We start from the raw sequence: 15,842 nt of genomic DNA, 5'->3' as shown, positions 1-15,842 counted from the left end.
CGATTTACTTATCTTCCGGACTCTCCGGCTCTTCTACATTACCTTCTTCATTGTCTGCCTCGTTCATCTCGCGTTCCATCATCTCTAAAGACTCGGATTCATCTGCAGATTTCTGACGAACCTTTGCAATACTTGCAACGGTAATATCGCTTTCCAGATCCATGTTGATGAGCTTCACACCGGTTGTAATTCTGCCTAATATAGAGATATCCTTACACAGGAGTCTTATTACAATACCCTGGTTGGTAATCAGCATGATCTCGTTATCATCATTGACCGCCTTAAATCCTACAACGGTTCCGGACTTGTCTGTGATCTTGTAACACTTCACACCCTTACCGCCACGGTGCTGTGGTGTAAATTCTTCGACAAGAGTACGCTTACCAAGACCATTCTCGGATACGATCAGAAGTGCTTCGCCCTGTGTATCAAGCTGCATGCCGATAACCTCATCATCACCGGCAACACTCATACCGATGACACCCATCGATGTACGTCCGGTTGAACGAACCTCCTTCTCATTGAAGCGGATACACATACCCTGCTTTGTAATCAGGATGATATCCTTCGTATTGTTCGTTGCCTTTACTTCGATCAGCTCGTCGCCCTCTTTCAGGGTGATTGCAGCAAGTCCGGACTTACGAACATTTGCATACTCGGTAATCTTTGTCTTCTTGATCATGCCATTCTTTGTAGCCATGATCAGGTATCTTCCCTCATGGTACTCACGAATTGGAATGACTGCTGTGATCACTTCATCCGGCTGGAGCTGTAAGAGGTTTACGATTGCCGTTCCTCTTGCAGTACGTCCGGATTCCGGAATCTCATACGTCTTCAGACGATATACACGTCCCTGATTCGTGAAGAACATGATGTAATGATGCGTCGTTGTCATGAACAGATTCTCGATGAAATCATCCTCGATTGTCTGCATGCCCTTGATGCCCTTACCACCACGGTTCTGACTCTTGAAGTTATTGATTGTCATACGCTTTACATAGCCAAGCTTTGTCATAGCGATTACAACATTTTCCTTCGGAATCAGATCTTCAACTGTGATATCATCATCCATATCAATGCCGATAGAAGTTCTTCTGTCATCGCCATACTTTGTTGCGATGATCAGGATTTCCTCCTTGATTACACCAAGGAGCAGCTTCTCATCTGCGAGAATTGCCTTCAACTCTTTGATGAGTTCCATCAATTCTCTGTATTCTTTCTCAAGCTTTTCTCTTTCCAAACCGGTCAGAGCACGCAGACGCATATCTACGATAGCCTGTGCCTGTGCATCGGACAAACCGAAACGCTCGATCAATGCAAGCTTTGCATCGGCAACGGATTTGGAACTACGGATGATTTGAATAACCTCATCAATATTATCGAGGGCAATCAATAATCCCTCTAATATATGAGCACGATCTTCCGCTTTGTTCAAGTCAAACTTCGTTCTTCTTGTGACAACCTCTTCCTGATGCTTGATATAATATCCAAGCATTTCCAAGAGATTTAATACCATAGGCTGTCCATCCACCAATGCCAGCATAATTACACCAAATGTATCCTGCATCTGTGTGTGCTTGTATAACTGGTTCAGCACGATATTCGCATTGCAGTCTTTTCGAAGCTCGATGACGATACGCATACCCTCACGGGAACTTTCATCACGGAGAGCTGTAATACCCTCAATCTTCTTCTCCTTGACAAGCTCTGCGATCTTCTGGATCAGCTTTGCCTTATTTACCATATATGGAAGCTCAGTCACAACGATTCTCTGCTTTCCATTTGCCATCGGCTCGATCTCGGATACGGCACGTACCTTGATCTTACCACGACCGGTTCTATATGCTTCATTGATACCGGCTGTACCAAGGATAGATGCACCCGTTGGGAAATCCGGTCCCTTGATGATTTCCATGATTTCTTCGATTTCTGTCTCACGATCCTCATTCACACGGTTATCAATAATCTTTACAACTGCATTTACTACCTCACGCAGATTGTGAGGCGGAATATTGGTTGCCATACCTACGGCAATACCGGTTGTACCGTTTACGAGCAGGTTTGGATAACGGCTTGGAAGTACGACCGGTTCTTTCTCTGTCTCATCAAAGTTTGGTACAAAATCAACCGTATCCTTGTTGATATCCGCAACCATCTCCATCGAAATCTTGGAGAGACGTGCCTCTGTGTATCGCATCGCAGCCGCGCCATCCCCATCGACGGAACCGAAGTTACCATGTCCATCGACCAGTGGATATCTTGTATTCCATTCCTGTGCCAGCTTTACGAGTGCCTCGTAGATAGAACTGTCACCATGTGGATGATATTTACCCATTGTATCACCGACGATACGGGCACATTTACGATGTGGCTTATCCGGACCGTTGTTCAGTTCCACCATGGAATGTAAGATTCTTCGCTGTACAGGCTTTAAACCATCTCGCACATCCGGAAGAGCTCTTGCAGCGATAACGCTCATGGCATAATCGATATACGATTCTTCCATGGTTTTCTTCAAATCCACTTCATGGATTTTATCAAAAATTGTACTATCGTCCATTGTTCTCCTCCTACTTAAATGTCAAGATTCTTAACGAATTTTGCATTTGCCTCAATAAATTCACGTCTTGGCTCTACTCTCTCACCCATCAATGTATCGAAGGTTAAGTCTAGCTCAGACTCACTGTTCTCATCAATTGCTACACGCAATAAAACCCGCTTTTCCGGATCCATAGTTGTATCCCACAACTGCTCAGCATCCATCTCACCAAGTCCTTTGTATCGCTGGATCTTGTTATTCTGGTCACGACCAACTTCATTTAAGATATCCGCCAGTTCTTCATCACTGTATGCATACCATGTCTTCTTGTTTTTCTCGAGCTTATACAGTGGTGGCTGTGCTAAGTATACATGTCCTTCCTTGATCAGATCCGGCATAAACCGGAAGAAGAATGTAAGCATCAGCGTTGCAATATGTGCACCATCGACATCGGCATCGGTCATGATAATGATTTTGTCATAACGAAGCTTCTCAATATTGAAATTCTCACGAATACCGGTACCAAATGCAGTAATCATGGCTTTAATCTCTGCATTTTCCAGAATCCGGTCGATTCTTGCTTTCTCTACATTCAGAATCTTACCACGCAGTGGAAGGATTGCCTGTGTTGCACGGGATCTGGCAGTCTTTGCAGAACCACCGGCAGAATCTCCCTCTACGATATAGATTTCACAGTTCTTTGGATTTGGATCCGAACAATCGGCAAGCTTACCGGGAAGCGCCATGTTCGTCTCAAGTGTACTCTTACGGGCAACATCTCTTGCTTTTCTGGCTGCCATACGGGCACGCTGTGCGACAACTGCTTTTCCTACGATAGCCTTTGCCACCTGAGGATTCTGCTCTAAGAAATACGTAAGTTTCTCTGTCACAAGTCCTTCTACCGCGGTTCTCGCTTCTGCATTACCAAGCTTCTGCTTTGTCTGTCCTTCAAACTGCGGCTCCGGAATCTTGATACTTACGATAGCGGTCAGACCTTCTCGCAGGTCATCACCGGACAGGTTTTCTTCTTTGTCACGCAGAATCTTATTGCTTCTTGCATAATCATTGAAGACTTTCGTGATAGCACTCTTAAATCCTGTCAGATGCATACCACCTTCCGGTGTGTTGATATTATTTACAAAGCTCAAAGTAAGCTCGTTGTAAGAATCGTTGTGCTGCATTGCCACTTCGACATAAATATCATCTTTGTTACCCTCGATATAGATAATCTTGTCGTAAAGCGCAGTCTTTGTCTTGTTCAAATAAGCGATAAACTCCTTGATACCACCCTCATAGTGGAAGGATTCTCTCTGTTCCTTGCCCTCACGCTTATCTTCAAGATTAATCTTCAATCCCTTTGTGAGGAAAGCCATCTCACGAAGTCTCGTACGAAGCACCTTATAATCAAAGATAACATCATCGAAGATTGTATCGTCCGGCATAAATGTAACCTTTGTTCCGGTCTTGTCGGTCTTACCAACCTCTTTTAATTTATATATTACATTTCCTCGTTCATAACGCTGCTTGTATATCTTGCCATCTCTGGAAATCTCAACCTCCAGCCAGTTCGAAAGCGCATTTACAACGGATGCACCTACACCATGCAGACCACCGGATACCTTGTATCCGCCACCGCCGAACTTACCGCCGGCATGCAAAATTGTAAATACAACTTCAACGGCTGGAATACCAGCCTTCTTGTGGATACCTGTCGGAATACCACGTCCATTATCGATAACGGTGACAGAACCATCTTCGTTGATTGATACATCGATTTCTGTACAGAATCCTGCCAATGCCTCATCGACTGAATTGTCTACGATTTCGTATACAAGATGATGAAGTCCTCTTGTCGAGGTACTACCGATATACATACCTGGTCTTTTACGAACCGCCTGCAAACCTTCCAGAATCTGGATTTGATTCGCATCATAATTGCTTTCATTTTGATTACCCATCTAACTCCTCCTGTATCGTTCCGGCAACAACTTTATAGACTTTATCGATTGTCAGCCGTTCCTTTATAAAATCATCATATCCTGTACATGTAAGAATCGTTTGGATTCCTCGAATAGACTCTAATAACGCATCTTGCCGGCTTCGATCCAGCTCAGACATTACATCGTCTAACAGTAATATGGGATTATCCTGTATCAGTCTCTTTACCAGCTCGATTTCTGCAAGCTTCAATGACAGCGCCACTGTACGCTGCTGTCCCTGCGAACCGAACTTTCTCACATCCATACCGTCGATCAAAAACGCGATATCATCGCGGTGAGGACCGGTCTGTGTTGTCTGATAACGTAAGTCCATCTCCTGTTTTTCTGCAAGCATCGATGCAAAGCTTTCCTCTTCTGCATTTTTCTCATATACCAGACACAAATGTTCTTTTCCCGACGTTAAATTGCTATGTATATCAGGAATTATCTCATTTATCAAATCAATAAAATGATTCCTTTTTTTAATGATTTCTATACCATATTTTACCAGTTGGTCATCCCAGACTGGCAGCATATCCATTTTACTTTTATCAAAGCTAATCTGCCTTAACAGATTATTTCTCTGATCTAACACTTTTTTATAATTTGCCAGCAGACTCACATAAATCTTATCCAACTGGCATAATTCCATATCCATGAAATTTCTTCGCTCTGCCGGACTGTTTTTGATGATAGAAAGATCCTCCGGGGAAAAGAAAACCATATTCATCGTGCCAAGCAACTCAGAACTTCTGCGGATTGGTACCATATCAATCGCAATTCCTTTTGATTTGCCCTTTTTCAGATGCATATCAATCCGTCGATGCATACCATCTTTTTTTATTTCTGCGCGGATATGACTTTCATCTGCATCAAACCGTATGATTTCCCGATCCTTGCTTCCTCTGTGACTCTTTGTCGTTCCAATCAGGTAGATAGCTTCCAATATGTTGGTCTTTCCCTGTGCGTTATCCCCATATAAAATGTTGATACCATCGGAAAATGTAATCTCGGCACGCGCATAATTTCTGTAATTTTGCAGTGCCAGATTTTCAATATACATGCCTACACCTCATTTGCACAGAAATTATTTCTGAATACTAATCTTATTATCATCAAACACGACTTCATCACCATCATAGAGCTTTCTTCCACGACGTTCATCAATCTCACCATTGACTAAAACCAGTCCCTGCTGAATGATTTCCTTTGCATCAATTCCAGAATCTGCAAGACCAGTCGCTTTAAGTGCCTGTCCTAATTTGATATATTCCTCGCCCTCGCGAAGCTTTAAAATATGCATCTCACCCATGATTAATAAGCCCCCGCATTGATATTGACTGGTAATACAACATAGATATAAGTTCCTGCATCATCCCGGATGATACATGGTGATTTTGCATCACGCATGTAGATAAAGATGTCTTCATCGTCAATAACCTTCAACACATCTGTCAGGAATCTTGGATTAAATCCAATGATGATTTCCTCTCCATCCTTTGTGATTTCGATTTCTTCATTCATGGAACCCATCATCGTATCGACTTTGAGATACATACGGTTATCATTTTTGATACTGACAACGATTGGCTTCTTATCTGACTCACGCATAAGGATAGAAGCACGATCGATACAATCAAACAACTCTCTGTTATTTACGCGAACCTTGATCTTATGATCCATAGAAAGCATCTGTACGATCTTGAAATATTCTCCCTCAAGCAGACGGGATACTACTATTGTATTCTCAAACTCAAATAAAATATGTCTGTCTGTAAAGTAAACCGTTACCATATCATCGACACCACCTGTGATGATCTTTGACAGATCATTGAGTGTCTTTCCCGGTACAACAACGCTTACATTCGAAGCATTTCCCTTCAATGCCAGATTACGAAGTGAAATACGATGTCCATCCAGAGATACGACCTGAAGCACACCATCCTTTACCTCAAACAACTCACCAGTCATCAGCTTGTTATTCTCATTATCTGAGATAGAGAATATTGTCTGTCGGATAATCTCCTTCAAAGAAAACTGGGAAAGTTCAATACTCTTTTCCTTCTCAATCTGAGGAAGTTCTGTAAAGTCCTCACCAGATTTGGATGGAATGACAAACTTTGATTTTTCACATCGGATGATTGTATTATAATCCGGTGTTGTTTCGATAAAGATTTCACTGTTTGGAAGCTTACGAACGATATCATTGAACAGCTTTGCTTCAATCGCAATGCGTCCCATCTCGATTACTTCACCATCTAAGATTGTTTCAATACCAATCTCAAGGTCATTTGCTGTCAGCTTAATGCTGTCTGCATATACATCAATTAAGATACATTCCAAGATTGGTAATGTTGTTTTTGTAGAAACTGCTTTTGAAACGATGTTAAGAGAATTTAACAGGTTTACTTTTGAACATTTTATCTTCATGTTAGTTGAAACTCCTTTCGAGGCTGTGCCTGAGTCATAAATATAGAATATAAATTAGTAGTAGTAATAGTAGTAGCTGTGGATATGTATATAACCCTCAAAAACATTGATGGATGCTGGTTAAATCCACCTTTATAACCATGTTGAAATGCATTTCACTCTCTGTGGAAGCATCTGGATAACTTCACACATTAAAGTTAACATAAGAATGGTTCAAAAAAGTGTCAACAGGTTATCTTCAATCAAATCACAAATTTATGTGTAAATCTATGCGTTTGTATCCAGCTTTTTGATGATCGTCTCAATCGTATTGTTGAATGCCGGATCTTCTTTCCGTTTCGCCTCAACACGGTTAATGCCGTTGATGACTGTCGTATGGTCACGACCGCCGACGATATTGCCCGCAGATTGCAGAGACATGACGGTAAGCTTTCGACATAAGTACATAACGACCTGTCTGGCTGTCGCGATATCCTGACTACGCTTCTTGGAGCGAATATCATCTGGAGAGATATTCATATGCTCGGATACTGTCTTGAGAATTGTCTCACCGGTAATTGTCTCATTCTTCTCTTTGTTGATCAGATCCTTTAGAGATTCCTTGGCTGTCTCCAGTGTAACTTCTTCTTTCATAAGCTTGGAGAAAATGCCTATCTTATGAAGAGCACCTTCGAGCTCCCGGATGTTGTTGGTTACATTCTCAGCGATATACTGGAACACTTCTTCCGGAATATCATTTAAATGATCCATCTCCGCTTTCGTCTTGAGGATTGCCATACGTGTTTCATAGTCAGGCTCGTGAATATCAATCGGGATACCACATTCAAAACGGGAACGGATTCTTTCATTCAAAGACTGCAGCTCCTTTGGAGGCTGGTCGGAAGAAAGAATAATCTGTTTCTTATTATTATAAAGTTCATTAAACGTATTGAAAAATTCCGTCTGTGTACTCTCCTTTTTGATGATAAATTGAATGTCATCAATCAACAGGACGTCCACATTTCTGTATTTTTCACGGAATTCATTTGTTGTATGATTCTTGATCGCGTCGATAATCTCATGTGTAAATGTCTCAGATGGTACATACAAAACTTTCGTCTTATCATCCTTCTGCAGGATGTAATGTGCGATGGACTGCATGAGATGAGTCTTTCCAAGTCCGGAGTTTCCATATAAGAACAATGGATTGAAATTATCCTGTCCCGGAAGATCGGCAACTGCCAGACATGTCGCGTGAGCGTGTCGGTTTCCTTCTCCGACAATGAACGTATCAAATGTATATTTTGGATTCAGATTGCTGCGGCTGACTGCTTCCTTGTAAGAGTCGGATTTTTGTACAGACTCTTTTCTGGCTTCTTCGTCGCTTTCAATCAGATTTTTCTTTTCGTCAATCACAATATCAATCGTACTGTCATTTAATGTCTCGCGAATAGAGGAAAGTAAAAAAATGTCAAACTCTTTGCGCTTTAAAAACTTGAGCGCATTCTCACCGAGCTTTTCATCTACATAAAAATAAACCGTATTGTTTTTAACCTCATATATTTTGAGGGAACGAATCCATGTATTGATCATGATACTGGAAATGTCATATTCAGTTTCCAGAAGAGACAGGATCTCTTCCCATTTTGATTCGATTAATTCTTTCATATCATAACTCCTAAATACCGTGCTTCCTTTATCCGCACACTTGGATTCTATTTTACAATAAATTCAGAATTTTAGCAAGTTTTGGGCGTGGATTTCGGAGATTTTTACTACATAATTATAAGAAGAAAAATAATAATGAGTGATATAAAATGTTATGTAAAGTAAAATTAGGTTTACTTGGAAAATTGTGTATATCCAAAATGACGTAAAATAGGCATTTTGAGGATAAATGAACATGAAATATACAAGTTTTCCACAAGTTAATAACAATTTGTGGATAACATTATGTAAATTAGGTGGGTATATCCCTATATATTTGTGGATAACTTCTATTGACGGAAGCTTATTTTTTCAATATAATAGGCGAGTATGCAGTTTTCGGGCATAACTATATAGAAAAGGAGGACTTTCATTATGAAAATGACATTTCAGCCAAAGAAGAGACAGCGTTCTAAAGTTCACGGCTTCAGAAAGAGAATGAGCACAGCGAACGGAAGAAAGGTATTGGCCGCAAGACGTGCTAAGGGCAGAAAGCAGTTATCAGCGTAGGTCACAGGTACTGTGACCTTTTTCATTAAGTGGAGAATTGTATGAGACATATAGTTACACTTAAAAATAACAGAGAGTTCGGCAAGGTGTATAACCAAAAAGAATCGTTTGCCAATAAGTATTTAGTGATGTATCTGAGGGCCAACAACTTGGATTACAGTAGAATTGGAATCTCTGTTAGTAAGAAAGTTGGTAATAGTGTGGTCAGGCATCGTTTGACCAGACTGATCAGGGAAACGTATCGTTTGAATCAATATCGGATAAAACCGGGATATGATCTTGTGGTTGTCGCGAGAATGAATGCAAAAGGTAAATCTTTTCATGAGATAGATTCTGCTTTTTTGTATCTGGCGAAAAAACATGAGATTTTGATGCAGGATACTGTTCCGGAGGTGATGGAATGAAAAAGGCATGTATTAAGATGATACGTCTGTATCAGAAATACATTTCACCCTGGAAACGTTATGGTCACTGCAAATATTATCCAACCTGTTCCAATTATGCGATTGAAGCATATCAGAAATATGGTTTTTTCAAAGGAACAGCCCTGACAGTATGGAGAATCCTTCGATGCAATCCATTTTCAAAAGGTGGATATGATCCAGTTCCTTAATATGTAAGACAGGGTCTTACACGACTAATTGGAGGACAGTATGTTTTTAACACAGTCAGGTGGCTTTATTATTAAGCCAATTTCGAGGCTTTTAGGAGCTATTCTTAGTTTGCTCTATCGCGGGTTGAATGCAATCGGCGTAGAATCAATCGGTATTGCGATTATTCTTTTTACGCTGATCGTACGTTTGATCATATTCCCGTTGATGTATAAGCAGAATCGTTCAAGCAAGATTATGTCAATGATTCAGCCGGAAATCAACAAGGCAACTAAGAAGTACAGAGGTAAGACAGATCAGCAGTCAATGATGGAAGTACAGCGAATCACGAAAGAGATTCAGAGTAAATATGGTGTCAGTATGACAAGTGGATGTCTGACATCGTTGATCCAGCTTCCGATTTTCCTTGCTTTGTACCGTGTAATTCAGAATATACCTGCATATGTACCAAAGGTATATGATATGTACAAGCCAATCGCAACAGCAATCCAGGGTGATTCCGCTGCACAGAAGGCTTTGGAAGCGGTAACAGCAGATGGTGGACAGCAGCTTACAAATGCGATGAAGTCCATCAACTATGAAAATACAAATACGATCATTGATGTGCTTGCAAATTTCCCAAGAACATTGTGGGATACATTTGCTGCAAAGCTTGGTAATTCAGGTGCGGTCGTTGATGCGATGACAGCGAATGGTAATGTGGATAACATCAAGCAGATTTATAACTTCTTCGGTTTGGATCTGACAGCCGTTCCACATTTTGCATTGACAGCAGCAATTATAATTCCTGTATTATCACTCATCTTCCAGTTTTTGAGCATGAAGGTAACACCAATGCAGGGTTCGGATGATCCGACACAGCAGGCTACGATGGGAACAATGAAGACCATGATGTATGTCATGCCAATCTTCTCTTTCTTCGTCTGTGTGAATGTACCTTGTGGTGTAGGTCTTTACTGGGCAATGGGTTCCTTTATCTCTTTCCTTACAACTGTTTGTACAAATGCTTACTTTAAGCATTGTGATATGGACAAGATTTTGGAAAAGAGTATGGCAAAGGCTGCAAAGAAGAATGCAAAAAAGAAGAAGAAAAACAAGAAATCCTTTATGGAGAAAATGCAGGAGGCTGCTTATGGACAGGCATCTTCTTCGGAAGAAGGTAAAGCAACAAGCAGCGTAACGAATGCAAGCTTGAAGAGTTATACTTCCAACACGATGAAGTCCGGAACAGATGGCGGAACAAAATATCGTGCAGGATCGCTTGCTTCCAAAGCAAATATCATGCAGAATTATAACAATGACAAGGATAAGTAATATTTAGGAGTTAAGATGGAATATAGAGAGTTTAAGGCCAAGACTGTTGATGAGGCAATTACACTCGCATCTACAGAGTTCGGTTGTGCAAGCACAGAGCTTGATTATGAGGTAATCGAGAAGGGTTCCTCAGGATTCCTTGGAATCGGTGCAAAGCAGGCAGTCATTAAGGCAAAGAAAAAGGAAAGCTTTTTAGATGATATTCAGGAATACCTTGATAACTTATTCAAGGCTATGGATATCGAAGCAAAGGTTACAATCGATTACGATGAAGCAGAAGCAACGATGGATATTGACGTGGAAGGTCCGGATATGGGTATCCTGATTGGTAAACGTGGACAGACATTGGATTCTCTGCAGTATCTGATCAGTCTGTTTGTAAATAAGAAGAGTGAATCTTATATCCGTGTCAAGCTTGATACAGAGAATTATCGTGCAAGAAGAAAAGATACGCTCGAGAATCTTGCAAAGAATATTTCATTCAAGGTTAAGAGAACAAGAAGACCTTTTACTTTAGAGCCTATGAATCCTTATGAGAGAAGAATTATCCATTCTGCTCTTCAGAATGATAAATATGTAGCTACTAGAAGTGAGGGTGAAGAGCCTTATCGTAAGGTTGTTATCTACTTGAAGAAAAATGCTTAATTATAAAAAGGATAATCGTTGAAAAACGATTATCCTTTTTTAGTGAGTTGAAATAATTGCAAAACATAGTAGTAGTTGAAACATATATTTCAATATGATTCATTCTATATACAATGTATTGAATCTAAGAAGTTCTAAATGTTCTGATTTATATATTGATATAATACGCCACCACCGCCAATTCGCCATCCATGGCTCAGTGGCGGCTTGTTTGAACATCGTGTTCAAACATGGCTAGTGTAATAACAGAACATTAAGAACTTCTAGGATTCAAACATATCGTATATTAGAATGAATTCATATTGAAATATATGAAAAAATTTAAGTATGTTTTGCAATTATTTTATTTACTGTAATGAAATAAAAAAGTTATTTCTTGTTTATTCTATTTATTAATATATTTGATCGATAATTGACCTTATTTTCCCATGCAGAATTCGGCGAATATTTTGTTGACGAGATCGTCTTCAAGTTCTTCTCCAATGATTTTGCCAAGCGATGTGTAGGCGGACATCAGATCAATCGTGAAGAAGTCCTCTCCCATTCCCATGTCGATACTTTCTAAGACTTTGTTCAGGCTCTCTCTTGTGTCATAGAGTAATGATTTGTGGCGCAGGTTGGTGATGTAAAGTTCGTCGTTATAGGTGAGCTCCTGATTGAAGAACATGGACTTCAACAGGTCGTGAAGTTGTTCTTTGCCAGTGCCCTCTTTCGCTGATATTTCCAGTATTTTAGTCTCTAATTTTGAAGTTATCCCCAACTTATCCACAACCAGATTCTGATCGTTTTTATTGATCAAAGTGATGACTTTTTTGCCCTGTAAAGCGTCCATAATATGGTAATCATCATCATTTAGAGCGCATGTTCCATCTACGATATAAAGAATCAGATCCGCGTCAGAAATCGTTGTCATAGCCTTGGTTACACCGATTTTTTCTACGATATCTTCTGTATCATGAATACCCGCTGTATCCACGATATTTAGCGTAATTCCGTCGATATTGACCAGTTCCTCCAGCGTATCTCTCGTTGTACCGGCAACCTCTGTAACAATCGCACGTTCCTCGCCTAACAGCATGTTCAAAACAGAGGATTTACCTGCATTTGGACGTCCAACAATAACTGTACGGATTCCCTCTTTGATAATACGTCCATTCTCACTGGTTGACAGTAAATGATTTACAGTTATCAACATGTTATCCACAGTGGTGTGTAATTGCTGTGGAAAGTTATCTAATGAATAATTTTCAGGGTCATCTAAGGCGGATTCAATATATGCGATGTTATAAAGTAAAGTATCACGCAAGTCTGTAATCACAGTCTTTAATTCACCACGAAGCTGAAGCAGGGATGATTTTGCTGCCATATCATTTTTGGCATGAATGAGATCCATGACAGATTCTGCCTGTGACATATCAATCCGTCCACCTAAGAATGCACGCTTCGTAAATTCACCCGGTTCAGCTGGTCTTGCACCAAGCCGGATCACGAGATCTAACACACGTTTTAATACGGTGATACCACCATGACAATCAAGTTCCACAACATCTTCGGTTGTGTATGTCTTTGGGGCACGCATGACGAGTGCAACTGCTTCATCATAGATTTCATCTTCGTAGATGATCTTTCCATAAGCAGCGGTATAGCTATCCATATTTAAAATTGTTTTCTTTTTATTCACCGGTTGAAATATCTGATCTACAATCTGTAACGCTGTATCTCCACTGATTCGTATAATGCCTATGCCGGAATCTCCCATCCCGGTTGCAATCGCAGCAATCGTCTCACCCATAATCAAACACCTTTCTTTCAATAAGGTACCCGCATGTGAATGCACCAACATACGGGAAAATCACAATTTCCTCTATTATACCTTTTCTTTTTTTATTCAACAAGGTATAATTATTTAGTTAAAGTTGAATATGTAGATAAACGATTTTCATGATTCATAATGTAGATGAAATAATATAAGATATACCAATTTTAACGCAGACCATTGGAACACGCCGGCACTTAACGAACAGTGATGTATCACTGTGAGTTTAGTGTCCGTTGCGTGTGGAAGTGAGCGAGAGCGCGTCTGCGTGAAATTGTGTATTCTTATATTATTTCTATGAAAAAAGTAAATCATAAAAATCGTTTAGAAAAAGGAATCTTAAAGTTATGGAGAAAAAATATATAGAGGAAGAATATGATATTATCGTCGTTGGTGCCGGCCATGCGGGCTGTGAAGCCGCCCTTGCAGCATCTCGACTCGGTCTTGAAACCATCCTGTTCACTATCAGCATGGACAGCGTTGCCCTGATGCCATGCAACCCAAATGTCGGTGGAAGCTCCAAAGGACATCTGGTGCGTGAAATTGATGCCTTAGGCGGTGAGATGGGTAAAAATATTGATAAGACCTATATTCAGAGCAAGATGCTGAATGTATCCAAAGGTCCTGCCGTACACTCTTTGCGTGCACAGGCAGACAAGGGCGAATATACAAAGCAGATGCGTTTAACACTTCAGAATCAGGAACATCTGACACTCCGTCAGGGTGAGGTCGCTGAGCTTTTATATGATACGAAAATTACCGATGAAATGAAAGACCAGAAAATCATCTGTGGCGTCCGTATGTATTCAGGTGCAGTGTATCATGCAAAGGCAGTTATCTTATGTACTGGAACGTATTTGAAGGCAAGATGCATCTATGGTGATGTTGTGAATTATACGGGTCCAAATGGTCTTTCAGCAGCAAATCACTTGTCTGATTCCATGCGGGATGCAGGTATCTTTATCCGGCGATTTAAGACAGGTACACCAGCAAGACTAGATAAAAAGACGATTGATTTTACCAAGATGCAGGAGCAAAAAGGTGATGAGCATATCGTTCCATTTTCCTTTACGAATAAAGAGGAAGATATCAAGCGGGATCAGATTTCCTGCTGGCTGACTTATACGAACGAGGAAACACATAAGATTATCAAGGATAATATTGACCGTTCTCCGCTCTTCTCTGGATTTATTGAGGGAACCGGACCGAGATACTGTCCTTCTATTGAGGATAAGGTCATGAAGTTCCCGGACAAAGACCGCCATCAGTTGTTTATTGAGCCGGAGGGTGAATTTACAAATGAGATGTATATGGGTGGTATGTCTTCTTCCCTGCCGGAAGATGTGCAGTATGCGATGATTCATACAGTACCGGGACTGGAGCATGTAGCAATTGTTCGAAATGCATATGCGATTGAATATGATTGTATTGATGCGACAAACCTGAAGGCAAATCTGGAATTTAAAGATATGGATGGACTGTTCAGTGCCGGACAGATCAATGGCAGCTCTGGATATGAGGAAGCAGCTGCACAGGGTATCATGGCTGGTATCAATGCAGCGCGGAAGCTGCAGAACAAACCATCAGTGATCTTGGATCGTTCGCAGGCATATATTGGTGTTTTGATTGATGATCTCGTAACAAAGGAGACACAGGAACCATACCGTATGATGACGAGCCGTGCAGAGTATCGACTGCTTTTACGGCAGGATAATGCGGATCTGCGACTGACAGATATCGGACATGAAATTGGTTTGATTGACGAAGCCCGTTATGAGAAATTCTGCGAGAAGCGCAGACAGATTGATGCGGAAATTACACGTATGAATGAAATATCCGTGGGTGCAAATAAGCATGTACAGGAATTTCTGTCGAAGCATGGAAGCTCTTCACTTGGAACAGCTGCAACGCTGGCAGAGCTTATCCGCAGACCAGAGCTTTCTTATGAAGCATTGGAAGAATTAGATACTGGCAGACAGGAAGCATACCAAACATTGCTTGATGTTGATACGACAGATAAGATTACTTTGGACGATGAAGTAGTAGAACAGATCAATATTGCAATCAAGTATGATGGTTATATCAGTCGTCAGAAACAACAGGTAGAACATTTCCAGAAGATGGAGAAAAAGCAGATTCCAGATGATATCAATTATGATGATGTTGCAAATCTGAGAAAAGAAGCTAGACAGAAATTATCCAATATCCGTCCAACTTCGCTCGGACAGGCATCGCGTATCTCTGGTGTATCGCCGGCAGATGTGTCGGTGTTGATGATTTATCTGGAGACAAAGAAACAGGCATAGGAATAT

Annotated in this window: 13 protein-coding genes; 6 read left to right on the top strand and 7 right to left on the bottom strand. The window is 40.7% G+C overall.

Annotation, left to right across the window (positions count from 1 at the left end; translation table 11 throughout):
* Window positions 1–4: 4 nt before the first annotated feature.
* From gyrA to dnaA, 6 genes are all read right to left on the bottom strand, one after another.
* On the bottom strand, window positions 5–2,560 hold the full coding sequence (gene gyrA / locus H9Q76_RS00435; protein ID WP_196020623.1) for a DNA gyrase subunit A: 2,556 nt from the start codon (window positions 2,558–2,560) through the stop codon (window positions 5–7).
* A gap of 14 nt (window positions 2,561–2,574) precedes the next feature.
* Entirely contained in the window at window positions 2,575–4,497 is a 1,923-nt protein-coding gene (gyrB, locus tag H9Q76_RS00430; RefSeq protein WP_118374731.1) for a DNA topoisomerase (ATP-hydrolyzing) subunit B, read from the bottom strand.
* Complete coding sequence (gene recF, locus H9Q76_RS00425) at window positions 4,490–5,581, bottom strand: DNA replication/repair protein RecF (protein WP_196020627.1); 1,092 nt, start codon at window positions 5,579–5,581, stop codon at window positions 4,490–4,492. The genes gyrB and recF overlap by 8 nt, the downstream gene beginning before the upstream one ends.
* A 24-nt stretch (window positions 5,582–5,605) precedes the next feature.
* The gene (locus H9Q76_RS00420) at window positions 5,606–5,821 is read right to left on the bottom strand and encodes an RNA-binding S4 domain-containing protein (RefSeq protein WP_117780903.1); all 216 of its coding nucleotides are present in this window, start codon (window positions 5,819–5,821) and stop codon (window positions 5,606–5,608) included.
* Window positions 5,822–5,832: 11 nt separating this feature from the next.
* Window positions 5,833–6,948 carry a DNA polymerase III subunit beta gene (gene dnaN / locus H9Q76_RS00415; protein ID WP_021984098.1) on the bottom strand — a complete coding sequence of 372 codons (1,116 nt, stop codon included), beginning with the start codon at window positions 6,946–6,948 and terminating at the stop codon, window positions 5,833–5,835.
* A gap of 267 nt (window positions 6,949–7,215) precedes the next feature.
* Complete coding sequence (gene dnaA / locus H9Q76_RS00410; protein ID WP_021984099.1) at window positions 7,216–8,595, bottom strand: chromosomal replication initiator protein DnaA; 1,380 nt, start codon at window positions 8,593–8,595, stop codon at window positions 7,216–7,218.
* Window positions 8,596–9,009: 414 nt separating this feature from the next.
* On the opposite strand from dnaA, the gene rpmH reads away from it, so the two are divergent.
* The 5 genes from rpmH to jag are packed head-to-tail and all read left to right on the top strand — an operon-like array spanning window position 9,010 to window position 11,714.
* A complete protein-coding gene (gene rpmH / locus H9Q76_RS00405; protein WP_021984100.1) occupies window positions 9,010–9,144 on the top strand; it encodes a 50S ribosomal protein L34 in 135 nt (44 codons plus the stop codon).
* 41 nt (window positions 9,145–9,185) lie between these two features.
* Window positions 9,186–9,548, top strand: coding sequence for a ribonuclease P protein component (gene rnpA / locus H9Q76_RS00400; protein ID WP_118374732.1), 363 nt, complete (start codon window positions 9,186–9,188; stop codon window positions 9,546–9,548).
* Window positions 9,545–9,757: a membrane protein insertion efficiency factor YidD gene (yidD, locus tag H9Q76_RS00395; RefSeq protein ID WP_021984102.1), complete on the top strand. Its 213-nt coding sequence runs from the start codon at window positions 9,545–9,547 to the stop codon at window positions 9,755–9,757. Before rnpA ends, yidD begins: the two co-directional genes overlap by 4 nt.
* A gap of 40 nt (window positions 9,758–9,797) precedes the next feature.
* Entirely contained in the window at window positions 9,798–11,069 is a 1,272-nt protein-coding gene (locus H9Q76_RS00390) for a YidC/Oxa1 family membrane protein insertase (protein WP_249321346.1), read from the top strand.
* Window positions 11,070–11,084: 15 nt separating this feature from the next.
* Complete coding sequence (gene jag / locus H9Q76_RS00385; protein WP_021984104.1) at window positions 11,085–11,714, top strand: RNA-binding cell elongation regulator Jag/EloR; 630 nt, start codon at window positions 11,085–11,087, stop codon at window positions 11,712–11,714.
* Between the two features lie 418 nt (window positions 11,715–12,132).
* On the opposite strand, the gene mnmE is transcribed toward jag, so the two are convergent.
* Window positions 12,133–13,509, bottom strand: a complete 1,377-nt coding sequence (mnmE, locus tag H9Q76_RS00380; RefSeq protein WP_249321874.1) for a tRNA uridine-5-carboxymethylaminomethyl(34) synthesis GTPase MnmE — start codon at window positions 13,507–13,509, stop codon at window positions 12,133–12,135.
* Window positions 13,510–13,877: 368 nt separating this feature from the next.
* On the opposite strand from mnmE, the gene mnmG reads away from it, so the two are divergent.
* On the top strand, window positions 13,878–15,836 hold the full coding sequence (gene mnmG, locus H9Q76_RS00375) for a tRNA uridine-5-carboxymethylaminomethyl(34) synthesis enzyme MnmG (protein WP_021984214.1): 1,959 nt from the start codon (window positions 13,878–13,880) through the stop codon (window positions 15,834–15,836).
* The last annotated feature ends 6 nt before the right edge of the window (window positions 15,837–15,842 follow it).

Origin of the sequence: Wujia chipingensis, assembly GCF_014337155.1 — a bacterium.
Classification (GTDB): domain Bacteria; phylum Bacillota; class Clostridia; order Lachnospirales; family Lachnospiraceae; genus Coprococcus_C; species Coprococcus_C hominis.
Note: the sequence above shows the minus strand (reverse complement) of the source record. Positions and strands in the feature narration are given on the sequence as shown.

Coding starts and splice junctions, on each gene's coding strand:
- recF (WP_196020627.1), bottom strand. CDS start 5,581: ATGTATATTGAAAATCTGGCACTGCAAAATTACAGAAATTATGCGCGT.
- jag (WP_021984104.1), top strand. CDS start 11,085: ATGGAATATAGAGAGTTTAAGGCCAAGACTGTTGATGAGGCAATTACA.
- H9Q76_RS00390 (WP_249321346.1), top strand. CDS start 9,798: ATGTTTTTAACACAGTCAGGTGGCTTTATTATTAAGCCAATTTCGAGG.
- rpmH (WP_021984100.1), top strand. CDS start 9,010: ATGAAAATGACATTTCAGCCAAAGAAGAGACAGCGTTCTAAAGTTCAC.
- gyrA (WP_196020623.1), bottom strand. CDS start 2,560: ATGGACGATAGTACAATTTTTGATAAAATCCATGAAGTGGATTTGAAG.
- yidD (WP_021984102.1), top strand. CDS start 9,545: ATGAAAAAGGCATGTATTAAGATGATACGTCTGTATCAGAAATACATT.
- rnpA (WP_118374732.1), top strand. CDS start 9,186: ATGAGACATATAGTTACACTTAAAAATAACAGAGAGTTCGGCAAGGTG.
- gyrB (WP_118374731.1), bottom strand. CDS start 4,497: ATGGGTAATCAAAATGAAAGCAATTATGATGCGAATCAAATCCAGATT.
- dnaN (WP_021984098.1), bottom strand. CDS start 6,948: ATGAAGATAAAATGTTCAAAAGTAAACCTGTTAAATTCTCTTAACATC.
- H9Q76_RS00420 (WP_117780903.1), bottom strand. CDS start 5,821: ATGCATATTTTAAAGCTTCGCGAGGGCGAGGAATATATCAAATTAGGA.
- mnmG (WP_021984214.1), top strand. CDS start 13,878: ATGGAGAAAAAATATATAGAGGAAGAATATGATATTATCGTCGTTGGT.
- dnaA (WP_021984099.1), bottom strand. CDS start 8,595: ATGAAAGAATTAATCGAATCAAAATGGGAAGAGATCCTGTCTCTTCTG.